Origin of the sequence: Salmonella sp. SAL-020 (assembly GCF_017372215.1) — a bacterium.
Lineage (GTDB): Bacteria > Pseudomonadota > Gammaproteobacteria > Enterobacterales > Enterobacteriaceae > Salmonella > Salmonella enterica.
Genome location: NZ_CP071690.1, coordinates 1,041,147 through 1,064,236, shown reverse-complemented (window position 1 = coordinate 1,064,236; position 23,090 = coordinate 1,041,147). Strand labels below are relative to the sequence as shown.

The window sequence follows — 23,090 nt, the reverse complement described above, 5'->3', positions numbered from 1 at the left end:
AAAAAGAGTGTTTTATCAACAGATAATTTGATGACACGCTGGCCGCCAAAAGCGCACCATATCAACAGTGAGGTTGAAAAAAGTCATGAAAGGACAACGCGGGCGAGCGAGAAGAGAGGCTGCGTCTCACCCGAAAAGTGAGACGCGAAAACCTTAGTAACTGGACTGCTGGGATTTTTCAGCCTGGATACGCTGGTAGATCTCTTCACGATGGACAGAAACTTCTTTCGGGGCGTTCACGCCAATACGCACCTGGTTGCCCTTCACCCCTAAAACTGTCACGGTGACCTCATCGCCAATCATGAGGGTCTCACCAACTCGACGAGTCAGAATCAGCATTCTTTGCTCCTTGAAAGATTAAAAGAGTCGGGTCTCTCTGTATCCCGGCATTATCCATCATATAACGCCAAAAAGTAAGCGATGACAAACACCTTAGGTGTAAGCAGTCATGGCATTACATTCTGTTAAACCTAAGTTTAGCCGATATACAAAACTTCAACCTGACTTTATCGTTGTCGATAGCGTTGACGTAAACGCCGCAGCACGAGCTGCGGCGCCAACGAACGCTTATAATTATTGCAATTTTGCGCTGACCCAGCCTTGTACACTGGCTAACGCTGCAGGCAGAGCTGCCGCATCCGTACCACCGGCTTGCGCCATGTCCGGACGACCGCCACCCTTACCGCCCACCTGCTGAGCGACCATACCAATCAATTCCCCTGCTTTAACCCGGTCGGTCACATCCTTCGACACGCCCGCAATCAGAGAAACCTTACCTTCAACAACCGTTGCCAGTACGATAACGGTAGACCCCAGTTGATTTTTCAGATCATCAACCATGGTTCGCAGCATTTTCGGCTCAATACCAGCAAGCTCGCTGACCAGGAGCTTCACGCCGTTGAGATCGACCGCTTTACTGGAAAGATTTGCACTCTCCTGCGCTGCGGCCTGGTCCTTCAACTGCTGCAACTCTTTTTCCAGCTGACGTGTACGTTCCAGCACGGCACGCACTTTGTCGCCCAGATTCTGGCTGTCGCCCTTCAGCAGATGCGCAATATCGTTTAAGCGATCGCTTTGCGCATGAACGGTGGCCATAGCGCCTTCACCGGTTACCGCCTCAATACGACGAATGCCCGCTGCGGTGCCGGACTCAGAGATAATACGGAATAGACCGATATCACCGGTACGACTGGCGTGAGTACCGCCGCACAGTTCGGTAGAAAAATCGCCCATGCTCAGAACGCGTACACGTTCGTCGTATTTCTCGCCAAACAGCGCCATGGCCCCTTTCGCCTTCGCCGCGTCGAGATCCATGATGTTCGTTTCAATCGGCAGGTTGCGGCGAATTTGCGCATTCACCAAATCTTCAACCTCACGAATCTCCGACGGCTTCATCGCTTCATTGTGCGAGAAGTCGAAGCGCAGCACTTTATCGCTAACCAGCGAACCTTTCTGCGCAACGTGTGTCCCAAGCACCTGGCGCAACGCCGCGTGCATCAGGTGCGTGGCGGAGTGGTTCAGACGGATACGTGCGCGGCGCGCTTCATCTACGTCAGCCTGTACCGCATCGCCCACTTTCAGAGCGCCCGCAGACAATTTGCCGAGGTGACCAATCGCCTGACCATATTTTTGCGTGTCGTCCACAGCGAAAGTAAATCCAGCGCCTTTCAGCTCGCCTTTATCGCCAACCTGACCGCCTGATTCCGCATAGAATGGGGTCTGATCCAGCACGACAACAGCTTCCTGTCCCGCGTTAATCGCTTCAACCGCTTTACCATCGACAAACAGCGCAGTCACTTTGCCGTTCAGTTCCAGATGGTCATAACCTTTAAATTCAGAAGCGCTATCAACGCGGATCATCGCGTTGTAGTCCGCGCCAAAACCGCTAGCTTCGCGCGCGCGACGGCGTTGCTCTTCCATGGCGGCTTCAAAACCGGCTTCGTCGACTTTGATGTTGCGCTCACGGCAGACGTCCGCCGTTAGATCGACCGGGAAACCATAAGTATCATACAGACGGAAAGCGGTTTCGCCGTCCAGGGTGTCGCCCTGCAATTTCGCCAGTTCTTCATCCAGCAGCGCCAGACCGCGCTCCAGCGTACGAGCGAACTGCTCTTCTTCCGTTTTCAGAACCTGCTCGACCTGCGCCTGCTGACGTTTCAACTCTTCGCCTGCGGAGCCCATTACCTCAATCAGCGGCCCAACCAGCTTGTAGAAGAAGGTCTCTTTCGCGCCCAGCATGTTGCCGTGACGAACCGCGCGACGAATAATGCGACGCAGCACATAACCACGGTTTTCATTCGACGGCAGCACGCCATCGGCAACCAGGAATGCGCAAGAACGGATGTGGTCGGCGATAACGCGCAGCGATTTATTACCCAGATCGGTAGCGCCGGTGACTTTCGCTACCGCTTCAATCAACGTGCGGAACAGGTCGATGTCATAGTTAGAGTTAACGTGCTGCAGTACCGCGGCAATACGCTCCAGCCCCATACCGGTATCTACAGACGGTTTCGGCAATGGTTCCATCGTCCCTTCAGCCTGACGGTTGAACTGCATAAAGACGATGTTCCAGATCTCAATATAGCGATCGCCGTCTTCTTCCGGGCTTCCCGGAGGGCCGCCCCAGATGTGGTCGCCATGATCGTAGAAGATTTCGGTGCACGGACCGCAGGGACCGGTATCGCCCATCTGCCAGAAGTTATCCGATGCGTATGGCGCGCCTTTATTGTCGCCAATACGGATAATACGCTCGCGCGGGATGCCGACTTCTTTTTCCCAGATCTCATAGGCTTCGTCGTCGGTTTCATAGACGGTGACCCATAAACGCTCTTTTGGCAGAGCAAACCAGTTTTCACCGGTCAGTAATTCCCATGCGAACTGAATGGCGTCGTGTTTGAAGTAATCGCCGAAGCTGAAGTTGCCCAGCATTTCGAAGAAAGTATGGTGACGTGCAGTGTATCCGACGTTTTCCAGATCGTTGTGTTTCCCCCCCGCGCGTACGCAACGCTGGGAAGTGGTTGCACGGGAATAATTACGTTTATCGAGCCCAAGGAAAACATCCTTGAACTGGTTCATCCCGGCATTGGTAAACAACAGAGTGGGGTCATTGTTAGGCACCAGGGAACTGCTGGCAACTACCTGATGCCCTTTACTATGGAAAAAGTCGAGAAACGCCTGACGGATCTCAGCGGTGCTCTTGCTCATAATTATCCTGAAATCAAGCTACACTTCATCCTTCAGGCCGCCTCTGCGTTAGCTGCGAGTTTCCCGGTCACGCGTTCCCGAGGCTCACTTGCCGCTTTGATGCGGCTTGAATGATTTTGTGTATTTAAGGAATATTCGTCGCAGACGCTGTTCGCCGTTAAGCAACCCGCGTCCAGACGGAAAAAGTGGGAATAAGATAAGTTTTCTTTACCGGGAAGTAAAATCCCGTATGCGCTCAATCTGCAAAATTTCGCCATATTTGCTGGATATCGTCCATCAGATACCCGCGATAGAGCAAAAAGCGCTGTACCTTAACCTTTTCTGAAAAGTTTGAAGGGAGCGGCTCGCCATATTTGCGAACGGCCTGTTCACGTGCCATTTCACTCCAGTCAATTTCACATTCTCGCATCGCTTTTTCAGTCGATTCACGGGAAATGCCTTTCTGATTCAACTCCTGGCGAATACGCGCCGGGCCATAGCCTTTGCGGCTACGACTGGCGATAAAGCGCATCACGAAGCGCTCGTCATCAAGATAGTGATGTTCGTGGCACCAGGCGATCACGCGTTCATAATCGTCTGCCGTCGCATCAATCTCTTCCGGCCCATTTTTGCCCATCACCGGCGCGGAGAGTTTACGCCGTAATTCCTGCTCGCTGTGATCGCGGACAGCAAGAATACGTACCGCACGATCAAGGAGACGAGCATAAGCGGGACGGCGCGATGTGGGTTCACTCATAAAAAACCTTAACAGGGAGAAATGCCAAAAGGGCCGCATAAATGCAGCCCTTGATGGTAATTTAACGTTTTGCTGAATGGCGGTTTCGTTTTGCCCGACCCACCATCACCTGATGATTAAAAATCTTCGTTGGTTTCTGCAACGCCTTCGCTATCGTCAACGGCGAAATCGGGCGTGGCATTCTGATTACTCAACAGTAATTCACGAACCCTTTTCTCGATCTCTTTCGCTGTCGCCGGGTTCTCTTTCAGCCAGGTAGTCGCGTTCGCTTTACCCTGGCCAATCTTCTCGCCGTTGTAGCTGTACCATGCGCCCGCTTTCTCGATCAGCTTCTCTTTCACGCCCAGGTCAACCAGTTCGCCATAGAAGTTGATGCCTTCACCGTAGAGGATCTGGAACTCGGCCTGCTTAAACGGCGCGGCGATTTTGTTTTTCACCACTTTCACACGCGTTTCGCTACCCACGACATTATCGCCCTCTTTCACCGCGCCAATACGACGGATATCAAGACGAACAGAGGCGTAGAATTTCAGCGCGTTACCGCCGGTGGTGGTTTCCGGGTTACCGAACATCACGCCAATCTTCATACGGATCTGGTTGATGAAAATCAACAGCGTGTTGGACTGTTTCAGGTTCCCCGCCAGCTTACGCATCGCCTGGCTCATCATACGCGCCGCGAGGCCCATGTGAGAGTCGCCAATTTCACCTTCGATTTCCGCTTTCGGCGTTAGCGCCGCTACGGAGTCGACCACAATGACGTCCACCGCGCCTGAACGCGCCAGCGCGTCACAGATTTCCAGCGCCTGCTCGCCGGTATCCGGCTGAGAGCAGAGCAGGTTATCGATATCGACGCCCAGCTTGCGTGCGTAAACAGGGTCAAGCGCGTGTTCCGCATCGATAAACGCACAGGTTTTACCTTCACGCTGCGCAGCGGCAATCACCTGCAGCGTCAGGGTCGTTTTACCGGAAGATTCCGGCCCGTAAATTTCGACGATACGCCCCATCGGCAGACCGCCCGCACCGAGTGCGATGTCCAGTGAAAGCGAACCGGTGGAGATAGTTTCCACATCCATAGAACGGTCTTCACCCAGACGCATGATGGAGCCTTTACCAAATTGCTTTTCAATTTGGCCCAGTGCTGCCGCCAACGCTTTCTGTTTGTTTTCGTCGATAGCCATTATTACTCCTGTCATGCAACTTGGTATTGAACCGGATAGTGAATTCGTACTGTTGAAGCAATTATACTGTATGCTCATACAGTATCAAGTGTTTTGTAGAAATTGTTGCCACAGGGTTTGTAGCGCGTACGTCGTCGCCTGTCGACGCACCGATTCACGGTCGCCGCTGAAGCATTCCCGACGCGTAATCCCTTCTCCGCTGACGCTGGCGAAAGCAAACCACACCGTACCAACCGGCTTTTCTTCACTGCCGCCATCCGGCCCGGCAATTCCGCTAATAGCGACAGCAAAATCGGCGCGAGCGGCCTTCAGCGCCCCGATCGCCATTTCGACCACTACGGGTTCGCTGACCGCGCCATGCTGCGCCAGAGTCTCTTCACGCACGCCAATCATCTGCGCTTTGGCTTCATTACTATAGGTGACAAAGCCGCGTTCAAACCAGGCGGAGCTTCCGGCGATGTCGGTAATGGCTTTCGCCAGCCAGCCGCCGGTACAGGACTCTGCTGTCGTTACGGTCGCCCCGCGCGCTTTTAACGCCAGCCCGACCTGTTCGCTAAGCCGCATCAGTTCACTGTCAGTCATCATGACCTCTGTCAGTTAGAAATCCTGCCGCACAAGATAGCACTTTCTCACCAGAGATGGGGACGAGCAGTCGATTTTACGAGTCGGATTCCGAAAAAATGCCAGCAGGTTATTTATGCAGAATGAAATGAGGTAGCACATGACTAAATAGCAGTACCATGTCGCTAAATTTACACGCACGGAGAGAAAGCAAGGATGTCACTCAAAAAAACGGAAAGCACACAGCACAAACTGAAACAAACCTGTCAACTACGGCTGTGGTTAATTGTGGGTGGAGTATGTTCATTAGGAATGGGAGTACTGAATATATTGTCGTCAGGCTATTTTGAACCGTATGATGGCGGTCAAATTATCTTAGGCCTGGGATGTCTGGGATATAGTCTGGCACTATCAAAGAAGATATCCCACTTGCAGGCAGAGAATCAGCCCAAAAAGCCATAATAATAGCGGAGGGGGTGCTCCCCTCCCTAAGCGTAAATTAGCGCACCCGCGCCAGCGCTACCGCCTGGCCCAGTTGCCAAACCGCCATCGCATAATGCGTGCTGTGGTTATATCGGGTAATAGTGTAGAAGTTCGGCAGGCCGTACCAGTACTGGTAGCCCGTACCGATATCCAAACGAAGCAGGCTGGCTTCCTGATGATTGCCCAACGATTGCTGCGGCGTTAAGCCTGCGGCGGCAAGCTGAGAGAGGCTGTATTTTGTTTTGAAACCATTCGCCAGTCCCGGCGCCTGACCATTCGCTGGCACCGCAATCGTATCGCCTTTCACCCAACCATGCGCCTTGAAGTAGTTCGCCACACTGCCGATGGCATCTACCGGATCCCACAAGTTAATGTGCCCATCGCCATTGAAATCGACCGCATATTCTTTATAGGAAGATGGCATAAACTGGCCGTAGCCCATCGCGCCCGCAAAGGAACCTTTCAGATTGAGCGGATCGTCTTGCTCATCGCGCGCCATGAGCAGGAAGGTTTCCAGCTCGCCGGAGAAATATTCCGCCCGGCGCGGATAGTTAAATGACAGCGTCGCCAGCGCGTCCAGAATCCGCGTTTTCCCCATGATACGTCCCCAGCGGGTTTCCACGCCGATAATCCCCACGATGATTTCCGGCGGTACGCCGTATACCTGCCAGGCGCGGTTCAGCGCGTCTTCATACTGATTCCAGAACGCGACGCCGTTTTGCACGTTATCCGGCGTAATAAATTGTTTGCGGTAGCGCAACCAGGCGCCATTTGGTCCGGCGGGCGGCTGAGTGGTCGGCGCTTGTCTGTCCATCAGACGCAGGACGTAATCCAGTCTTTTAGACTGCGAGAGGATCTCCTGCAGCTGCTGACGGTCGAAACCGTGTTTATTGACCATTTTATCAATGAACTGCTGCGCATTAGGGTTGTTGGCGAAGTCGCCGCCCATTTGCATGACGTTATGCTGCGGCTCAAGCAGAAAGCCGCCGGAAGGCGTGCCCGTCGTCGCTTGAGTCTCGGAAGATTTTGGCGTGCTGCTACAGGCAGCAAGCAATACGCAAAGTGGAAGTAACGCTACATAACGACGCTTGAACATGAGACATCCATTAAACAAATTCAGCCAGGGAGAAGTATGGTAAAGCATCCCCCGCCACACAAGGAAGCGGCACAAGAGAATAAATCACCTTTCTCCTCTTTTCAGTTTGTATCCGCTCCCCCACTCCCGCAATCTTTCAACTTAAAATATTTTTCTTTTATTTTGCGATCACAATAACACTTTTGAATCTTTCAACATGATTACAATGAACAGGAAATTAGCAAGAAAACTGAAAACCCTACAGGAGAGAACAATGATCGAAACCATTACACATGGTGCGGAGTGGTTCATCGGGTTATTCCAGAAAGGCGGAGAGGTGTTTACCGGTATGGTGACAGGTATTCTTCCGCTACTGATAAGCCTGCTGGTTATCATGAATGCGCTCATCAATTTTATCGGCCAGCAGCGTATTGAGCGTTTTGCCCAACGCTGCGCCGGAAATCCGCTATCCCGCTACCTGCTTTTACCGTTTATCGGAACGTTTGTTTTTTGTAATCCGATGACCCTGAGTCTGGGACGCTTTATGCCGGAGAAGTACAAGCCGAGCTATTACGCGGCGGCCTCCTATAGCTGTCACTCCATGAACGGTCTGTTTCCGCATATCAATCCCGGCGAACTGTTTGTTTATCTGGGGATCGCCAGCGGACTCACCACGTTAGGGCTTCCTCTCGGCCCGCTCGCGGTGAGCTATCTGCTGGTAGGTCTGGTGACGAACTTCTTCCGCGGTTGGGTCACCGATCTCACCACCGCTATTTTTGAGAAAAAAATGGGGATTCAACTTGAGCAGAAAGTTCATCTGACAGGAGCGGTATCATGACACGGGTTCGTATTGAGAAAGGCGCCGGCGGCTGGGGCGGCCCGCTTGAACTGGACGTTACGCCAGGCAAAAAGATCGTCTATATCACAGCCGGTACGCGCCCGGCGATCGTCGACAAACTGGCGCAACTAACAGGCTGGCAAGCGGTGGACGGCTTTAAAGAAGGCGAACCGCCGGAAGCGGAGATCGGCGCGGCCATTATCGACTGTGGCGGTACGCTGCGCTGCGGTATCTATCCGAAACGCCGGATTCCAACCATTAATATTCACTCGACGGGTAAGTCCGGCCCACTGGCGCAGTATATTGTTGAGGATATTTATGTCTCCGGCGTAAAAGAAGAAAACATTACTCTTGTCGGCGAAACGCCTGCCAGTCCTCAGCCTGCCAAAACGACATTAGGACGTGACTACGACACCAGCAAAAAAATCACCGAGCAGAGCGACGGGCTGCTGGCAAAAGTCGGTATGGGAATGGGCTCCGCCGTGGCGGTACTGTTCCAGTCCGGTCGCGACACCATTGATACGGTCCTGAAAACAATCCTGCCGTTTATGGCGTTCGTTTCGGCGCTGATCGGCATCATTATGGCCTCAGGTCTTGGCGACTGGATCGCCCACGGCCTGGCGCCATTAGCCAGCCATCCACTGGGGCTGGTGACGCTGGCATTGATCTGCTCTTTCCCGCTGCTGTCGCCCTTTCTCGGCCCTGGCGCGGTTATCGCTCAGGTCATTGGCGTCCTGATCGGCGTTCAGATAGGCCTGGGCAATATCCCCCCGCATCTGGCGCTTCCCGCCCTGTTCGCGATTAACGCGCAGGCGGCCTGCGACTTTATCCCGGTCGGCCTGTCACTGGCGGAAGCGAAACAAGACACCGTTCGCGTCGGCGTACCTTCTGTGCTGGTCGGACGCTTCCTGACTGGCGCGCCCACGGTACTTATCGCCTGGTTTGTTTCCGGCTTTATCTATCAATAAGAGGTTCAGACATGAGCGTGATTTATCAAACCACCATCACCCGTATCGGCCAGAGCGCGAAGGAGGCGCTCGGCGAACAGATGCTGATTACGTTTCGGGAAGGCGCGCCGGCGGATATCGAAGAATTTTGCTTCATCCATTGTCATGGCGAACTGACCGGCGCGCTGCAGCCTGGCGCGCGGTGTGAATTGGGTCAACATTGCTATCCGGTCACGGCGGTCGGCAGCGTAGCCGAGCAAAACCTGCGTGAACTGGGGCATATCACTTTGCGCTTCGATGGTCTGCGCGAAGCAGAATTTCCCGGCACCGTACACGTTGCGGGGCCTGTACCGGACGATATCGCGCCGGGCTGTATTTTGACGTTTGTCGCTTAAGGAGAAAAAACATGAATCAAGTTGCCGTTGTCATTGGCGGAGGCCAGACCCTGGGGGCATTCCTTTGCCGTGGGCTTGCAGAAGAAGGATACCGCGTGGCGGTCGTTGATATTCAAAGCGATAAAGCCGCGAATGTCGCCCAGGAAATTAACGCCGATTTTGGCGAAGGTATGGCGTACGGTTTTGGCGCCGACGCCACCAGCGAGCAGAGCGTGCTGGCGCTTTCCCGCGGCGTAGACGAGATTTTCGGGCGCGTCGATCTGCTGGTTTACAGCGCGGGTATCGCCAAAGCGGCGTTTATCAGCGATTTCCAGTTGGGCGATTTTGACCGCTCGCTACAGGTGAATCTGGTGGGCTATTTCCTCTGCGCCCGTGAGTTTTCCCGCCTGATGATCCGCGACGGCATTCAGGGGCGCATTATTCAGATTAACTCTAAATCCGGCAAAGTGGGCAGTAAACACAACTCCGGCTACAGCGCGGCGAAATTCGGCGGCGTGGGGTTAACCCAGTCTCTGGCGCTGGATCTGGCGGAATACGGCATTACCGTACACTCGTTGATGCTCGGCAACCTGTTGAAATCGCCGATGTTCCAGTCACTGCTGCCGCAATACGCCACTAAACTGGGCATTAAGCCCGACGAGGTGGAACAGTATTACATTGATAAAGTACCGCTCAAACGCGGGTGTGATTATCAGGATGTGCTGAACATGCTGCTATTTTATGCCAGCCCGAAAGCGTCTTATTGCACCGGGCAGTCGATCAACGTAACCGGCGGTCAAGTGATGTTCTGACCGTGAATTGCCGGATGGCGCCGTAAGCCGGATAAGACGGTTACGCCGCCATCCGGCAAAACAACAGGAGCACATTATGGTTTCCACTCTGATTACCGTCGCCGTTATCGCCTGGTGTGCGCAACTGGCGCTGGGCGGCTGGCAGATTTCCCGCTTTAATCGGGCCTTCGATAAACTTAGCCAACAGGGGCGGGTCGGCGTCGGGCGCTCCGGCGGGCGTTTTAAGCCCCGGGTGGTGGTTGCCGTGGCGCTGGACGAACAGCAGCGGGTGACGGACACTTTATTGATGAAAGGCCTTACGGTATTCGCCAGACCGGTTAAAATTGCCGCAATGCAAGGAAAACATTTGCATGAATTACAGCCTGATGTGATCTTTCCCCATGATTCGCTCGCGCAGAATGCACTATCATTGGCGCTTAAACTGAAACATGGGTAATTTCGTTGTGAATGCGTATAGCTTGCGAAATTATCATTTTGCAACCAATACCCTAAATAATTCGAGTTGCAGGAAGGCGGCAACGCAGTGAATCCCAGGAGCGTACATCAGTACGTGACCGGGGTGAGCGAGGAAAGCCAACGCACATGCAGCGTGAAGTATGACGGGTAAATACATAAGTCAGGGTAATCACGCCTATGAAACCTCGTCAGCGTCAGGCCGCGATTCTGGAGCACCTGCAAAAACAGGGAAAATGCTCGGTTGAAGAACTGGCCCAGTACTTTGACACGACAGGCACCACTATCCGTAAAGATCTGGTCATTCTGGAAAATGCCGGAACCGTCATCCGCACCTATGGCGGCGTGGTGTTGAATAAAGAAGAGTCCGATCCGCCTATTGATCACAAAACGCTTATCAACACCCACAAAAAAGCGCTGATAGCCGCAGCCGCTGTGAAATATATCCATGATGGCGATTCCATTATTCTGGACGCCGGAAGTACCGTGTTACAGATGGTGCCGTTGCTTTCGCGTTTTAGCAACATCACGGTGATGACCAACAGCCTCCATATTGTCAACGCGCTATCGGAACTGGACAACGAACAAACTATCCTGATGCCCGGCGGCACCTTCCGTAAAAAATCGGCGTCGTTTCACGGTCAACTGGCGGAAAACGCCTTTGAGCAATTCAGCTTTGATAAACTTTTCATGGGAACTGACGGTATTGACCTGAACGTCGGTGTGACCACGTTCAATGAGGTTTACACCGTCAGTAACGCAATGTGCAATGCAGCACGCGAGGTGATTCTGATGGCGGACTCCTCAAAATTTGGTCGTAAAAGCCCCAATGTGGTGTGCAGTCTGGAAACCGTCGACAAACTGATCACGGACGCGGGTATCGATCCGGCATTTCGTCAGGCGCTGGAAGCAAAAGGGATTGAAGTAATCATAACCGGAGAAAGCAATGAGTGATGCACTACTAAACGCGGGCCGTCAGACCTTAATGCTGGAGCTACAAGAAGCCAGCCGTCTGCCGGAGCGTCTGGGCGATGATTTTGTCCGCGCCGCCAATATCATTATTCACTGTGAAGGCAAAGTGATCGTTTCCGGTATTGGTAAATCAGGTCATATTGGTAAAAAAATCGCCGCGACGCTTGCCAGTACCGGTACTCCCGCTTTTTTTGTTCATCCGGCGGAAGCACTGCATGGCGATCTGGGGATGATTGAAAGCCGCGATGTGATGTTATTTATCTCCTATTCCGGCGGCGCAAAAGAACTCGACCTCATCATCCCGCGTCTGGAAGATAAATCCGTCGCGCTGCTGGCGATGACCGGTAAACCTCTCTCTCCGCTGGGGCGAGCGGCAAAAGCCGTTCTGGATATTTCCGTCGAGCGTGAAGCCTGTCCGATGCATCTGGCGCCGACATCCAGTACCGTCAATACGCTGATGATGGGCGATGCGCTGGCGATGGCGGTCATGCAGGCGCGCGGTTTTAACGAAGAAGATTTCGCCCGTTCGCATCCGGCTGGCGCACTGGGCGCGCGTTTGCTCAATAATGTGCATCACCTGATGCGCCAGGGCGATGCAATACCGCAGGTAATGCTCGCCACCAGCGTGATGGATGCCATGCTGGAACTTAGCCGTACCGGGCTGGGGCTGGTGGCGGTTTGCGATGAGCAACATGTTGTGAAAGGCGTCTTTACCGACGGCGACCTGCGTCGCTGGCTGGTGGGCGGCGGCGCGCTCACCACGCCGGTAAGCGAAGCCATGACGCCCAACGGTATTACGCTCCAGGCGCAAAGCCGCGCCATTGACGCCAAAGAGCTCCTGATGAAACGCAAAATTACCGCCGCGCCGGTGGTCGATGAAAACGGCAAACTCACCGGCGCCATTAACCTGCAGGATTTCTACCAGGCGGGGATTATCTAATCCTTCAGTCCCAGACGCTTCGCCAGCCGATGCAGGTTGGCGACGTCGGTTTCCAGCGCCCGCGCACTGGCCGCCCAGTTGTGATTATTTTGCGCCAGCGCCTGGCGAATCATCTCTCGCTGGAAGTTCTCCGTCGATTCGCGCAAATTGCGGCAGGCAGGCAGCGCCAGAAAGCTTTCCGCAGACGGCGCGGGTAAAACGTCCTCTGACAAGGCAAAATGCTGCTCCTCCAGTACCACCTCATCCCCTGCCCGGGTCGCTCTCGCCAGTACAACCGCACGGTGAATGGCATGTTCCAGCTCCCGGACGTTGCCCGGCCAGCCATAGTTGAGCAAATGGCGGCGCGCGCCGGGACTCAGTACCACGCGGGACAGCCCCAGCCGCAGTCGGCACTGCTCGCAAAAATAGCCCGCCAGCAACACCACATCATCGCCGCGCTCGCGCAGCGGCGGCACAAAGAGCGGGAAAACGCTCAGGCGATGGAACAGGTCGGCGCGAAAACGCCCCGCCAGCACCTCTTCACGCAGGTCACGGTTGGTCGCCGCCAACACCCGCACATCCACGCGCAGGCTACGATCGTCGCCGACGCGCTGAATATCGCCATACTGCAACACGCGAAGTAGCTTGGCCTGTAGCGCCAGCGACAGTTCGCCAATCTCATCCAGAAACAGCGTGCCGTTATCCGCCATTTCAAACTTACCGCTACGATTACTGATAGCCCCGGTAAAAGCCCCTTTTACATGACCAAACAACTCGCTCTCCGCCACGCTTTCCGGCAGCGCGGCACAGTTGAGATAGACCAGCGGATTGACCGCTCTGGGGGAGCCCTGGTGAATGGCTTTCGCCACCAGCTCTTTACCAGTCCCCGTTTCACCGCCGATCAGCACGTTAAGATCGGAGCCCGCCACAATCTCGATCTCTTTTTTCAACTGCGTCATCGCCGGCGACAGGCCGATCATGTGCGTCTCTTTTATCGGTTCAAACACGCCTGACGACCCCGGCAGCATGTTCTGGCTTTCCAGTTGTTCAATTAACAGCGCATTGCTCAATGCCCCGGCGGCCAGCGCGGCGACAAGCCGCAGCTCTTCATCGCTAAATACCTCGAACTGCTCCGGCGTCATAGCATCAAGGGTCAGCGCACCGATGAGGTTCTGTCCGGCAAACAGCGGCAGACCAACACAGGCGTGGACTTTCAGGCTTTCCTGTCCGGGAATTAACCCGTCATACGGATCGGGTAAATCGCTATCAGCCGGAAAACGCACCACGTCCCCCGCGCGAGCGATGGCTTCCAGGCGCGGATGCCCTTCCAGGGTAAAACGTCTGCCGAGAACGTCCTGCGCCAGGCCATCAATCGCCAGTGGAATAAATTGTCGTGATTCATAACGCAACAGCGCCGAGGCGTCGCACGCCAGAACCTGACGCAGCGTAGTAATCAGCCGCTGAAAACGATCCTGATGCCCAATGCCGCGTTGTAACTCAATGGCGATGCCCGCCAATACCTCCACGGAAAAACTCATGGTTACCTCATTGTCATTTTGACAACCTATAGTGTCATATTGACAGCATCATTTATAGTCTTTTTGACTATATCAAAAATACAAACTTATTATAAATTCATATAAATCAATAAGATGTAAAATTGGCACACTACCTGCAATAAGCAAAACAACTTTTTGTAAACGTTGAATGAATTGAGGTGGTTATGTCTATTCTGGTTAAAAATAATATTCATTGGGTTGGCCAGCGCGACTGGGAAGTACGTGATTTTCACGGCACTGAATACAAAACGCTGCGCGGCAGCAGCTATAACAGCTATCTCATTCGTGAAGAAAAGAATGTGCTGATCGATACCGTCGATCATAAGTTTAGCCGTGAGTTTGTGCAAAATCTGCGCAGTGAAATCGACCTCGCGGATATCGACTACATCATCATTAACCATGCCGAAGAAGACCATGCAGGCGCGCTGACCGAACTGATGGCGCAGATCCCGGACACGCCTATCTACTGTACCGCCAACGCCATTGACTCTATCAACGGCCATCACCATCACCCGGAATGGAATTTTAAGGTGGTGAAAACCGGCGATACGCTGGATATCGGCAACGGCAAGCAGTTGATCTTCGTGGAAACGCCGATGCTGCACTGGCCGGACAGCATGATGACCTATATGACCGGCGACGCGGTGTTATTCAGCAACGACGCCTTTGGTCAGCACTACTGCGACGAGCGCCTGTTCAATGATGAAGTGGACCAAACCGAACTGTTTGAACAATGCCAGCGCTACTACGCCAATATCCTGACGCCGTTCAGCCGTCTGGTAACGCCAAAAATTACCGAAATCCTCGGCTTCAACCTGCCGGTGGATATGATTGCCACCTCACACGGCGTGGTATGGCGCGACAACCCAACGCAAATCGTGGAACTGTATCTGAAATGGGCGGCAGATTATCAGGAAGATCGTATCACTATTTTCTACGATACCATGTCGAACAATACTCGCATGATGGCGGATGCCATCGCGCAGGGTATCAATGAAGTGGACCCGAACGTGGCGGTCAAAATCTTTAACGTCGCCCGCAGCGATAAAAATGAAATACTGACCAATGTCTTCCGTTCGAAAGGCGTGCTGGTCGGCACTTCTACCATGAACAACGTGATGATGCCGAAAATCGCTGGTCTGGTGGAAGAGATGACCGGCCTGCGCTTTCGCAACAAACGCGCCAGCGCCTTCGGTTCTCATGGCTGGAGCGGCGGCGCGGTGGATCGACTGTCCACGCGCTTACAGGATGCCGGTTTTGAAATGTCCCTGAGTCTGAAAGCGAAATGGCGTCCGGATCTGGATGCGCTGGAGTTGTGCCGTCAGCACGGTCGCGACATCGCGCGTCAGTGGGCGCTTGCTCCGCTGCCGGAAACCACACAGAAAACCGCGCCAGTCGAAGAAACCACAACCTGCGCCGCCGCAGACTTCGGCCCCAAAATGCAATGCAGCGTATGCCAGTGGATTTACGACCCTGCGCTGGGCGAGCCGTTGCAGGATGTCGCGCCGGGTACGCCGTGGAACGACGTGCCGGATAACTTCCTGTGCCCGGAATGTTCATTAGGTAAAGACGTGTTCGACGTACTGGCGACGGAGGCAAAATGAGTCGGGGAATCATCATTATTGGGTCGGGCTTCGCCGCCCGCCAGCTCGTCAAAAATATCCGTAAACAAGATGCGCATGTGCCGTTAACCCTGATTGCGGCGGACAGCATGGATGAGTACAACAAGCCCGATCTCAGCCACGTTATCAGCCAGTCGCAGCGCGCCGATGATCTCACCCGCCAGTTAGCGGGGGAATTTGCTGAACAGTTTAATCTGCGACTGTTCCCGCATACCTGGGTTGCTGACATTGATGCCGATGCCCATGTGGTGAAAAGTCAGGATAAGCAGTGGCAGTACGACAAGCTGGTACTGGCGACCGGGGCGGCAGCCTTTGTGCCGCCGATTGCAGGACGTGAGTTAATGCTTACTTTGAATAGCCAGCAGGAGTACCGCGCCTGTGAGACACAACTGCGCGACGCGCAGCGAGTGCTGATTGTCGGCGGCGGTCTCATTGGCAGTGAATTAGCGATGGATTTCTGCCGCGCCGGGAAAACGGTAACGCTGATGGATAACGCCGCCAGCCTTCTCGCCTCACTGATGCCACCAGAAGTGAGCAGTCGCTTACAGCATCACCTGACCGATATGGGGGTGCATCTGCTGCTGAAATCGCAGTTGCAAAAACTGGAGAAAACCGAAGCCGGTATCCGCGCTACGCTGGTAAGCCAGCATAGTATTGAGGTCGATGCGGTGATTGCCGCCACCGGCTTACGCCCGGAAACCGCTCTGGCGCGCCGCGCCGGGGTAGCCGTCAACCGCGGCGTCTGCGTGGATAGCTATCTACAGACCAGTCACCCGGATATTTATGCGATCGGCGACTGCGCGGAGATCAACGGTCAGGTGCTGCCCTTCCTGCAACCGATCCAGTTAAGCGCGATGTACCTGGCGAAAAATCTGCTTGGCGGCAACGCGCCGCTGAAGCTACCGGCGATGCTGGTCAAAGTCAAAACGCCGGAACTGCCGCTGCATCTGGCGGGAGAAACTCAGCGCAGCGATTTGAGCTGGCAGATTACCGCAGAATCTGACGGTATGATTGCCAAAGGCATGAGCGGAGAAGGCCAACTACGCGCCTTTGTGGTGAGTGAAGACCGCATGAAAGAGGCCTTTGCACTGCTGAAAACGTTGTCCGTATAAGCCTGTGATGCCGGATGGCGCCGCTTCGCGTCTTATCCGGCCTACGAGTGAGCATCTGTTTGCAGGCCAGATAAGGCGCAGCCGCCATCCGGTGCCCTACACTTCCCTTAACGCTCGCGCTGCGGCAATCACGCCCTGTCCAAACGACAGTCCGCCGTCGCCCGCCGGTAACCGCTGCGGAAATAACAATTTAAAATCAGAAAGATAAAAGGCAAGACGCGCGCGAAGTAAGCGGTTGTGTATCACCCCGCCGCTGAAGACCAGAGTGGTTATCCCCCGCGCCGTAGCCTGCTGGCGCATTAGCGTGGCAAACCCGCACGCCAGCGCATCATGAAAAGCCCAGGCGCGTTGCGCGGGCGTGGCCTGCCAGTTCAACCATTGCCGCCAGAAAACGGCGACGTCCAGTTGAGCGCCGTTAAGCGGCATCGTTACCGGATGCTCAACGTTAGCGCATTGAGAGGCCAGCGCCTCCAGCGCGCAGGCGGCCTCGCCCTCATAGCTAAGCGATGCTGGCGTGCAGCGAAGCGCGGCAGCCACCGCGTCGAACAACCTCCCGCAGGAAGAGGCCAACGGGGCATTGACGCCGCGCTCAATGGCACGCGCCAGGACATTCCAGTTTTGCTGTTGCAGCCCCGCAGTCTCCGGGTAATCCTGCCAGTCCGGCACAAAGCGCAGGCACTGCGCCAACAGATTACGCCACGGATGTTTGGCAGCCAGATCGCCTCCCGGCAGCGCCACGGCGGGTAAACCGCCTAAATGTTCGCACTCGCGATAATTGACCCGCAAACATTCTCCGCCCCATAGCGCGCCATTCTCACCCATGCCGATACCGTCTACCGTCAGGGCAATCACCTCTCCACCGTCCAGCGGCCAACCATGCTCGGCCAGGCAAGCCGCCGCATGGGCATGATGGTGTAACACCGTCTCTGTCGGCAGACGCATCTCACTGGCCCACTGACTGGAAACATAGCCCGGATGCGCATCACAGACGATACGCTCTGGCGTAAAATCGTAGATTGACTGGATCAGACGCAATGCCTCGCGCCACTGCGCCTGGATACCGTCATCGCTGAGATCGCCTAAATGCTGGCTGACAACCGCCTGTTCGCCGCGTACCAGACAGAACGTGTTTTTCAGATCCGCGCCCAGACAAAGTATCGGCGGCACATCGCGAAATCCGGGCGGCAACGCAATCGCGTCCGGCACGTATCCCCGCGAACGACGCAGCATTTCGCCGCTGTCGCGCACGACAGAGTCGTCCATGCGCTGTACAATGTCGCGATTATGCAACAGAAAACCATCGGCAATATCGTGTAAATCGTCCAGCGCCTGTTCGTTGGTGATGGCGGGCGGTTTGCCGCTCAGGTTGCCGGATGTCATCACCAGCGGGTAATTGAGCGCCTGCAACAAGAGGTGTTGCAATGGGTTGGCTGGCAGCATCACGCCCACTTCCGTAAGTCCTGGCGCGATGCCCTCACTCAGCGAAGGTACATACTGCTTATCCACCAGTACAATCGGGGCCGCTGGCGTGGTCAGCAGCGAACGCGCCGCGCTCGGCAGCGTTTGCGCCGTGGGCAACATCACCGCCAATGGTTTCGCCGGGCGATGTTTACGCGCCCGCAGCATCGCCACTGCGTTATCGTTGCGCGCATCGCAGGCCAGATGAAACCCCCCCAGCCCTTTAACGGCAATAATGCCTCCGGCGTTCAGTTGGGCGACCGCCGCCTGCAAAGCCGCCTCTTTTTCCGCTCGCTCATGTTGGCTCCGCCACTCAAGATGCGGCCCGCATGACGGACAGGCAACGGGCTGGGCATGAAAACGGCGATCGTACGGATCGCGGTATTCGCTGTCGCATTCCGGACACAAGGGAAACGCCGCCATCACCGTAAATGGCCGGTCATAGGGCATAGCGCGAATAATGGTGAAGCGTGGTCCGCAGTGGGTGCAATTGATGAAAGGATAACGGTAGCGCCGCTCGCCTGGGGTATTCATCTCGGCAAGACATGCCGGGCAGGTCGCCGCATCCGGCACGATTTGCGTGTTCATCGAACCGCCTGCGCTCTGACGAATGGTGAAATCCGTCGGCGCGCGCTCCCATACCAACGACGCGTGTTCAACGCTGTCAATGCGCGCCAGCGGCGGGCAATCCTGATAGAGCGCGGCAATAAATTGCGACGGCTCTTCCAGCAGCCGAACGACGACGCCGTCGCCGTCATTACACACGTCGCCGTGTAATCGCAACTGCTGCGCCAGCTGCCAGACAAAAGGACGAAAACCGACGCCCTGTACTTTGCCCCGAATGCGTAGCTGTACGCCGGAAGGTGTGTCTATCGCCATCTTATTTTCCCGCCATCATCGAACCCGGATGCCTGATGGCGCGACGCTTATCAGGCCTACAACCGCACGGACCGTAGACCGGATAAGGCATTGATGCCGCCATCCGGCAATGCTTTGTGGCGTATTCTACGCGCAATCGCAGAAATCAGAAAAGCAGCGATGCCGTTGAATCCAGCGCCGCGCGACGGCGTTTTTCCGCGCTCAGCTGTTCAAGCTTATTGCGGTCCACGCAGATTAGGGCGTGCGTTGGGCAAGCGGCCATACAGGCCGGACCGGCTTCACGGTGGTGACACAGATCGCACTTGTTGGCTTCGGCTTTTTCGGCACGCACGTTCAGCCCCGCGCCGCTATTGCGAACCACCGGACGTACCACCACTTCCATGGCGCCGTAAGGACATGCCACTACGCAAGTTTTACAGCCAATGCAGCGTTCCTGCATCACATGAACAAAGCCTTTGTCACGGCTGATGGCGCCATTCGGGCAAACGTTGGCGCACGGCGCGTCTTCACACTGGCGACACAGCGTTGCCGTGGAAACGTTCACGCCTTTGATGACATGGATACGAGGTAAAAAGGTTTCAGGGGTCAGCGATGCGCAATCCTGATTTTCCTGATGGGATACGACGCAAGCCACTTCACAGGTACGGCAACCAATGCACTTACTCGCGTCTGCAATGATGAAACGGTTCATCAAATTCTCCAGCAATAACAGATGATGTGCCGATATATACACGAATCGTGCCAATTTTTATTTCATTGTTATTTAAGAATATTATTTCTATTTTCGTGAGCATTTACGTGTCATCGTCACAAGTGTCGATGACACGTAATGTCGCCAGTGGTGGTCAAGATTTGCAGTGATAGCCAGCCAACTCTGCACCGCAACTGGCATCAATCCTGATTAACGCCTGGCAATACGTTACCGCGTATTAAACAGCGCTGCGTAAGGGAAAGATCGTCCGTTTGCGGATTCCTTCCGGCAATAGGTTTGATAATTAATTTACGGCCAGGATAGTGATTAAAACGGGTCAGCGCCGGATAACCCAACCGGCCAAACCAGCCGTGTACGCGCTGCCAGCGGGCGTCCTTCACCTGATATAAATTGGTTATCCAGTAGCCTGAGTCAAATTGCATATCCAACAGTTGCGTGCGCCCATTGCCCTGTAAATCAAGCAAATCATCAACGCCAGTATCGGTCGCGGTATAAAACCCCCACGGTTCAAAGACGCAGGGGCGGCCATTCTTGAGAAATGGTGAAAATGATGTATTGCGCGCTCGGCGCCAGGCCCAACCCAGGATTGCCCAACCAGATAACCAGATCCTGAATGCCGTTACGATCGAGGTCAGCGCGATAAAATTGCGCATTACCCGCCAAATTAATCAGCCTTCCCACCGGGACAACCCACGAATTACCGGCTCTGTCTTTTCCGCTAATCCGCCATTCGTTATCTTTTTTCGGCTCCGGCAGTAGCGTCACGCCACTGACTCCGACCTGGCGAAAATGCCAGGTCTGGTCGGGCGATACAGAATAAGGCAGGGTCAACAGCGGCTTCAGCGCACGCTTTTGCGCATATTCACCGTCGCTCATCGGCAGGTAACCGACAACACCGGTGGCCAGTGCGCGTGCGGCGAGGCAGAGAAATAGCAGTCCGCTCCATACGATAATCTTCACGTCCTTCTTACAACCTTTGCCGTGTAACACAAATTCTCCCTAAATATGTGCGCATTTTACGCCTCCGGCGCTTCCAGCGCGGCAAATCCGCCGTTTCCCTGCCAGCCTTCCAGGCGCTGATAGACGATATTTACCGCGTCCTTAATCGGTTGAGTCATCGGATAATAAAACCCGACGATATCCGGCTGGATACCAACAAAAATCACCTCGCCGACATCCTCTTTCAGCTGATCGATAAGGTAGTTGAGCGGCATATTGTGGGTGGTCATCATAAACATTTCGGCGATATCATCCGGATCGATGATGCGGATCTCGCCCGGATTAAGTCCCATGTCGGTGGCGTCGACAATCAACAGACGCTGCGGGCGCAGTTCGCGAATCGCCACAATGTCGTTTTCCGGCGCGCTGCCGCCATCAATCACCACCCAATTCCCCTTCGGCTGCGCCGCGCACATTTCCGCCAGTAATGGGCCTGCGCCGTCGTCGCCCATCATGCTGTTGCCGACACAGAGTAAAACGTCAGTCACGAAGCCTCCTCACCATCAGGTAGATGGCGCTTTCCTGATGAATGTCATGCAGCATACTGAGCATCAGTTTGCTCCATTCTTGCTGCTGCGGGGTCTGCGCGGCGCGCGCCTCATCAAACGCGCGCGCCAGCATTTGCACATGGTTGAAATCGATAACGATCTCGCCATACTTCGGCACGCCTTCCATTTTACGCCGGGCATCGCTACCGGCTTCCAGGGTGGCGATCCACGCCAGATACTCATCCCATGGGCAGGTGAGCGCGGCCTCCAGACAATCGATAACCCCCAAGTGGTGACCAATCGCCAGGCTGTAATAGACAACCTGCTGCGCCTCGGCAGGCGTCGCATCGTTCTCATCAATAAACTTACGGCTCAGTTGACTGAACACCACCTGTTCGCTCATCGGATACGCGCCTCTTCAACAACATGATTGAGATGGGTGACAATTTCGGTTAAACGCGGATCGTTTTCCGCTTCCAGCCAACGCGCCACTTGCTGCTCGCCCTGCCCCAACTGTGTCAGGTAATCATCGGCGATCTGACGACCATAGCGATAACCCGCCAGCCGGCGCGCCGCGCGATCCACCTTCACGCGCAGCGGCTGCACCATATCCGGATGCAGGATCTCTGCGGGCTGATCGTCCAGCTCACCCGGCGCGCGGGCGTGGATTTTCTGCTCCAGCAGGCCAAGCGCCATCGCAAAGCCATACAGCGTCGCCGCAGGCGTTGGCGGGCAGCCTGGAATATACACATCCACCGGTACGATTTTATCCGTACCGCCCCAGACGCAGTACAGATCATGGAAGATGCCGCCGCTGTTGCCGCAGGCCCCATAAGAGATACAGATTTTCGGGTCCGGCGCCGACTGCCAGGCGCGCAGCGCCGGAGAGCGCATGGCGCGGGTCACCGCGCCGGTAAACAGCAGAATATCGGCATGACGCGGCGACGGTACCACTTTGATGCCGAAACGCTCGGCATCAAACAGCGGCGAAAGCGTCGCAAAGATTTCGATTTCACAGCCGTTACAGCCGCCGCAGTCCACGCGGTAAACGTATGCCGAACGCTTAATATTTTTCAGTAGAGACGCCTTCATGCTGGCGATGGATTCATCCACCGTCATCGGTGCCGGAATGCCGTTGGCGTCACGCGGGCCTAATAAATTGCTCATTAGCTGACCTCTTTCATATGGCGAGTCAGTTCAATACGGTCGGACGGCACCAGGCATTTCTGACGCTTACAGTCCGGGCAGGTCTCAAAGCTTTCGCGGTGGTTTTCCGCGCGGCTGTCGCCGTTGTGCGCAAGCAGCGCAATGGCGTAGTCGATCTCTTTCTGTACCGCGAAAGGACGATTACATACGCGGCAGTTGCACAGCGCGAAGCGGGACTGTTGCAGGAAGTCTTCTTTCTTCCACACTGCCAGTTCGTATTCTTGCGACAGTTTGATCGCCGCCGTCGGGCAAACTTCTTCGCAGCGACCGCAGAAGATGCAGCGGCCAAGATTGAACTGCCACGCCAGCTCATTGGTCGCAAGATCGGTTTCCACCGTCAGCGCGTTCGACGGGCAGGCATTAACGCAGGCGGCGCAACCGATGCACTGCTGCGGATTATGTTCCGGCTTGCCGCGGAAGTTTTTATCAACCGCAATCGGCTCCAGCGGATAAGACGAGGTCGCCGTGCCGGTTTTGATAACTTTTTTGATAAAGGTAAACAT

The 23,090-nt window shown here is 55.0% G+C and carries 23 protein-coding genes and 1 pseudogene; 10 read left to right on the top strand and 14 right to left on the bottom strand.

Annotated features, from left to right (window positions below; translation table 11 throughout):
• Positions 1-153: 153 nt before the first annotated feature.
• From csrA to pncC, 5 genes are all read right to left on the bottom strand, one after another.
• The gene (gene csrA, locus J1G48_RS05110; protein ID WP_000906486.1) at positions 154-339 is read right to left on the bottom strand and encodes a carbon storage regulator CsrA; all 186 of its coding nucleotides are present in this window, start codon (positions 337-339) and stop codon (positions 154-156) included.
• Positions 340-573: 234 nt separating this feature from the next.
• On the bottom strand, positions 574-3,204 hold the full coding sequence (gene alaS / locus J1G48_RS05105) for an alanine--tRNA ligase (protein WP_000047242.1): 2,631 nt from the start codon (positions 3,202-3,204) through the stop codon (positions 574-576).
• Positions 3,205-3,439: 235 nt separating this feature from the next.
• Entirely contained in the window at positions 3,440-3,940 is a 501-nt protein-coding gene (gene recX, locus J1G48_RS05100; protein WP_001294863.1) for a recombination regulator RecX, read from the bottom strand.
• A gap of 116 nt (positions 3,941-4,056) precedes the next feature.
• Positions 4,057-5,118: a recombinase RecA gene (gene recA, locus J1G48_RS05095; RefSeq protein WP_000963150.1), complete on the bottom strand. Its 1,062-nt coding sequence runs from the start codon at positions 5,116-5,118 to the stop codon at positions 4,057-4,059.
• Between the two features lie 84 nt (positions 5,119-5,202).
• Positions 5,203-5,700 (bottom strand): nicotinamide-nucleotide amidase, encoded by a 498-nt coding sequence (pncC, locus tag J1G48_RS05090; RefSeq protein WP_000132239.1) that lies wholly within the window; start codon positions 5,698-5,700, stop codon positions 5,203-5,205.
• A 195-nt stretch (positions 5,701-5,895) separates the two neighbouring features.
• On the opposite strand from pncC, the gene J1G48_RS23210 reads away from it, so the two are divergent.
• Positions 5,896-6,141, top strand: coding sequence for a hypothetical protein (locus J1G48_RS23210; RefSeq protein WP_001519391.1), 246 nt, complete (start codon positions 5,896-5,898; stop codon positions 6,139-6,141).
• A gap of 37 nt (positions 6,142-6,178) precedes the next feature.
• Here J1G48_RS23210 and mltB read toward each other — a convergent pair whose 3' ends face one another.
• Complete coding sequence (gene mltB, locus J1G48_RS05085; RefSeq protein ID WP_000476814.1) at positions 6,179-7,258, bottom strand: lytic murein transglycosylase B; 1,080 nt, start codon at positions 7,256-7,258, stop codon at positions 6,179-6,181.
• 253 nt (positions 7,259-7,511) lie between these two features.
• Here mltB and srlA point away from each other — a divergent pair, with 253 nt between their 5' ends.
• From srlA to gutQ, 7 genes are all read left to right on the top strand, one after another.
• On the top strand, positions 7,512-8,075 hold the full coding sequence (srlA, locus tag J1G48_RS05080) for a PTS glucitol/sorbitol transporter subunit IIC (protein ID WP_000573335.1): 564 nt from the start codon (positions 7,512-7,514) through the stop codon (positions 8,073-8,075).
• Positions 8,072-9,043 (top strand): PTS glucitol/sorbitol transporter subunit IIB, encoded by a 972-nt coding sequence (locus J1G48_RS05075; RefSeq protein WP_000199039.1) that lies wholly within the window; start codon positions 8,072-8,074, stop codon positions 9,041-9,043. The genes srlA and J1G48_RS05075 overlap by 4 nt, the downstream gene beginning before the upstream one ends.
• Before the next feature lie 11 nt (positions 9,044-9,054).
• Positions 9,055-9,417 carry a PTS glucitol/sorbitol transporter subunit IIA gene (gene srlB, locus J1G48_RS05070; protein ID WP_000111553.1) on the top strand — a complete coding sequence of 121 codons (363 nt, stop codon included), beginning with the start codon at positions 9,055-9,057 and terminating at the stop codon, positions 9,415-9,417.
• Between the two features lie 11 nt (positions 9,418-9,428).
• The gene (gene srlD / locus J1G48_RS05065; protein ID WP_001077372.1) at positions 9,429-10,208 is read left to right on the top strand and encodes a sorbitol-6-phosphate dehydrogenase; all 780 of its coding nucleotides are present in this window, start codon (positions 9,429-9,431) and stop codon (positions 10,206-10,208) included.
• A 76-nt stretch (positions 10,209-10,284) separates the two neighbouring features.
• Positions 10,285-10,644 (top strand): transcriptional regulator GutM, encoded by a 360-nt coding sequence (gene gutM, locus J1G48_RS05060; RefSeq protein WP_000255198.1) that lies wholly within the window; start codon positions 10,285-10,287, stop codon positions 10,642-10,644.
• Positions 10,645-10,841: 197 nt separating this feature from the next.
• On the top strand, positions 10,842-11,615 hold the full coding sequence (srlR, locus tag J1G48_RS05055) for a glucitol operon DNA-binding transcriptional repressor SrlR (protein ID WP_000804536.1): 774 nt from the start codon (positions 10,842-10,844) through the stop codon (positions 11,613-11,615).
• Positions 11,608-12,573, top strand: a complete 966-nt coding sequence (gutQ, locus tag J1G48_RS05050) for an arabinose-5-phosphate isomerase GutQ (RefSeq protein ID WP_001278208.1) — start codon at positions 11,608-11,610, stop codon at positions 12,571-12,573. The genes srlR and gutQ overlap by 8 nt, the downstream gene beginning before the upstream one ends.
• On the opposite strand, the gene norR is transcribed toward gutQ, so the two are convergent.
• Positions 12,570-14,090, bottom strand: a complete 1,521-nt coding sequence (gene norR / locus J1G48_RS05045; protein WP_000010816.1) for a nitric oxide reductase transcriptional regulator NorR — start codon at positions 14,088-14,090, stop codon at positions 12,570-12,572. The genes gutQ and norR overlap by 4 nt on opposite strands.
• A gap of 185 nt (positions 14,091-14,275) precedes the next feature.
• Between norR and norV the strand changes: the two genes are divergently transcribed.
• Positions 14,276-15,715: an anaerobic nitric oxide reductase flavorubredoxin gene (gene norV, locus J1G48_RS05040; protein ID WP_000026010.1), complete on the top strand. Its 1,440-nt coding sequence runs from the start codon at positions 14,276-14,278 to the stop codon at positions 15,713-15,715.
• Positions 15,712-16,845, top strand: a complete 1,134-nt coding sequence (gene norW, locus J1G48_RS05035; RefSeq protein ID WP_000086329.1) for an NADH:flavorubredoxin reductase NorW — start codon at positions 15,712-15,714, stop codon at positions 16,843-16,845. Before norV ends, norW begins: the two co-directional genes overlap by 4 nt.
• A gap of 96 nt (positions 16,846-16,941) precedes the next feature.
• On the opposite strand, the gene hypF is transcribed toward norW, so the two are convergent.
• The 7 genes and pseudogenes from hypF to hycF form a co-directional block, all read right to left on the bottom strand.
• Positions 16,942-19,182 carry a carbamoyltransferase HypF gene (gene hypF / locus J1G48_RS05030; protein WP_000963441.1) on the bottom strand — a complete coding sequence of 747 codons (2,241 nt, stop codon included), beginning with the start codon at positions 19,180-19,182 and terminating at the stop codon, positions 16,942-16,944.
• Positions 19,183-19,327: 145 nt separating this feature from the next.
• Positions 19,328-19,873, bottom strand: a complete 546-nt coding sequence (gene hydN / locus J1G48_RS05025; protein WP_001078791.1) for an electron transport protein HydN — start codon at positions 19,871-19,873, stop codon at positions 19,328-19,330.
• Between the two features lie 200 nt (positions 19,874-20,073).
• Positions 20,074-20,884: pseudogene (locus tag J1G48_RS05020) on the bottom strand (hypothetical protein).
• Positions 20,885-20,910: 26 nt separating this feature from the next.
• Positions 20,911-21,381 (bottom strand): hydrogenase maturation peptidase HycI, encoded by a 471-nt coding sequence (gene hycI, locus J1G48_RS05015; RefSeq protein WP_000132984.1) that lies wholly within the window; start codon positions 21,379-21,381, stop codon positions 20,911-20,913.
• The gene (locus tag J1G48_RS05010; RefSeq protein ID WP_000003725.1) at positions 21,374-21,784 is read right to left on the bottom strand and encodes a formate hydrogenlyase maturation HycH family protein; all 411 of its coding nucleotides are present in this window, start codon (positions 21,782-21,784) and stop codon (positions 21,374-21,376) included. Before J1G48_RS05010 ends, hycI begins: the two co-directional genes overlap by 8 nt.
• The gene (hycG, locus tag J1G48_RS05005; RefSeq protein WP_000067377.1) at positions 21,781-22,548 is read right to left on the bottom strand and encodes a formate hydrogenlyase subunit HycG; all 768 of its coding nucleotides are present in this window, start codon (positions 22,546-22,548) and stop codon (positions 21,781-21,783) included. Before hycG ends, J1G48_RS05010 begins: the two co-directional genes overlap by 4 nt.
• The gene (gene hycF, locus J1G48_RS05000) at positions 22,548-23,090 is read right to left on the bottom strand and encodes a formate hydrogenlyase subunit HycF (RefSeq protein ID WP_000493767.1); all 543 of its coding nucleotides are present in this window, start codon (positions 23,088-23,090) and stop codon (positions 22,548-22,550) included. Before hycF ends, hycG begins: the two co-directional genes overlap by 1 nt.

Bases quoted from the DNA above. Each gene is read 5' to 3' on its own strand.
- alaS (WP_000047242.1), bottom strand. From the start codon at position 3,204: ATGAGCAAGAGCACCGCTGAGATCCGTCAGGCGTTTCTCGACTTTTTC.
- mltB (WP_000476814.1), bottom strand. From the start codon at position 7,258: ATGTTCAAGCGTCGTTATGTAGCGTTACTTCCACTTTGCGTATTGCTT.
- hycF (WP_000493767.1), bottom strand. From the start codon at position 23,090: ATGTTTACCTTTATCAAAAAAGTTATCAAAACCGGCACGGCGACCTCG.
- hypF (WP_000963441.1), bottom strand. From the start codon at position 19,182: ATGGCGATAGACACACCTTCCGGCGTACAGCTACGCATTCGGGGCAAA.
- pncC (WP_000132239.1), bottom strand. From the start codon at position 5,700: ATGACTGACAGTGAACTGATGCGGCTTAGCGAACAGGTCGGGCTGGCG.
- norW (WP_000086329.1), top strand. From the start codon at position 15,712: ATGAGTCGGGGAATCATCATTATTGGGTCGGGCTTCGCCGCCCGCCAG.
- gutQ (WP_001278208.1), top strand. From the start codon at position 11,608: ATGAGTGATGCACTACTAAACGCGGGCCGTCAGACCTTAATGCTGGAG.
- J1G48_RS23210 (WP_001519391.1), top strand. From the start codon at position 5,896: ATGTCACTCAAAAAAACGGAAAGCACACAGCACAAACTGAAACAAACC.
- recX (WP_001294863.1), bottom strand. From the start codon at position 3,940: ATGAGTGAACCCACATCGCGCCGTCCCGCTTATGCTCGTCTCCTTGAT.
- norR (WP_000010816.1), bottom strand. From the start codon at position 14,090: ATGAGTTTTTCCGTGGAGGTATTGGCGGGCATCGCCATTGAGTTACAA.
- srlA (WP_000573335.1), top strand. From the start codon at position 7,512: ATGATCGAAACCATTACACATGGTGCGGAGTGGTTCATCGGGTTATTC.
- srlD (WP_001077372.1), top strand. From the start codon at position 9,429: ATGAATCAAGTTGCCGTTGTCATTGGCGGAGGCCAGACCCTGGGGGCA.
- csrA (WP_000906486.1), bottom strand. From the start codon at position 339: ATGCTGATTCTGACTCGTCGAGTTGGTGAGACCCTCATGATTGGCGAT.
- J1G48_RS05075 (WP_000199039.1), top strand. From the start codon at position 8,072: ATGACACGGGTTCGTATTGAGAAAGGCGCCGGCGGCTGGGGCGGCCCG.
- hydN (WP_001078791.1), bottom strand. From the start codon at position 19,873: ATGAACCGTTTCATCATTGCAGACGCGAGTAAGTGCATTGGTTGCCGT.
- gutM (WP_000255198.1), top strand. From the start codon at position 10,285: ATGGTTTCCACTCTGATTACCGTCGCCGTTATCGCCTGGTGTGCGCAA.
- recA (WP_000963150.1), bottom strand. From the start codon at position 5,118: ATGGCTATCGACGAAAACAAACAGAAAGCGTTGGCGGCAGCACTGGGC.
- norV (WP_000026010.1), top strand. From the start codon at position 14,276: ATGTCTATTCTGGTTAAAAATAATATTCATTGGGTTGGCCAGCGCGAC.
- J1G48_RS05010 (WP_000003725.1), bottom strand. From the start codon at position 21,784: ATGAGCGAACAGGTGGTGTTCAGTCAACTGAGCCGTAAGTTTATTGAT.
- hycG (WP_000067377.1), bottom strand. From the start codon at position 22,548: ATGAGCAATTTATTAGGCCCGCGTGACGCCAACGGCATTCCGGCACCG.
- srlB (WP_000111553.1), top strand. From the start codon at position 9,055: ATGAGCGTGATTTATCAAACCACCATCACCCGTATCGGCCAGAGCGCG.
- srlR (WP_000804536.1), top strand. From the start codon at position 10,842: ATGAAACCTCGTCAGCGTCAGGCCGCGATTCTGGAGCACCTGCAAAAA.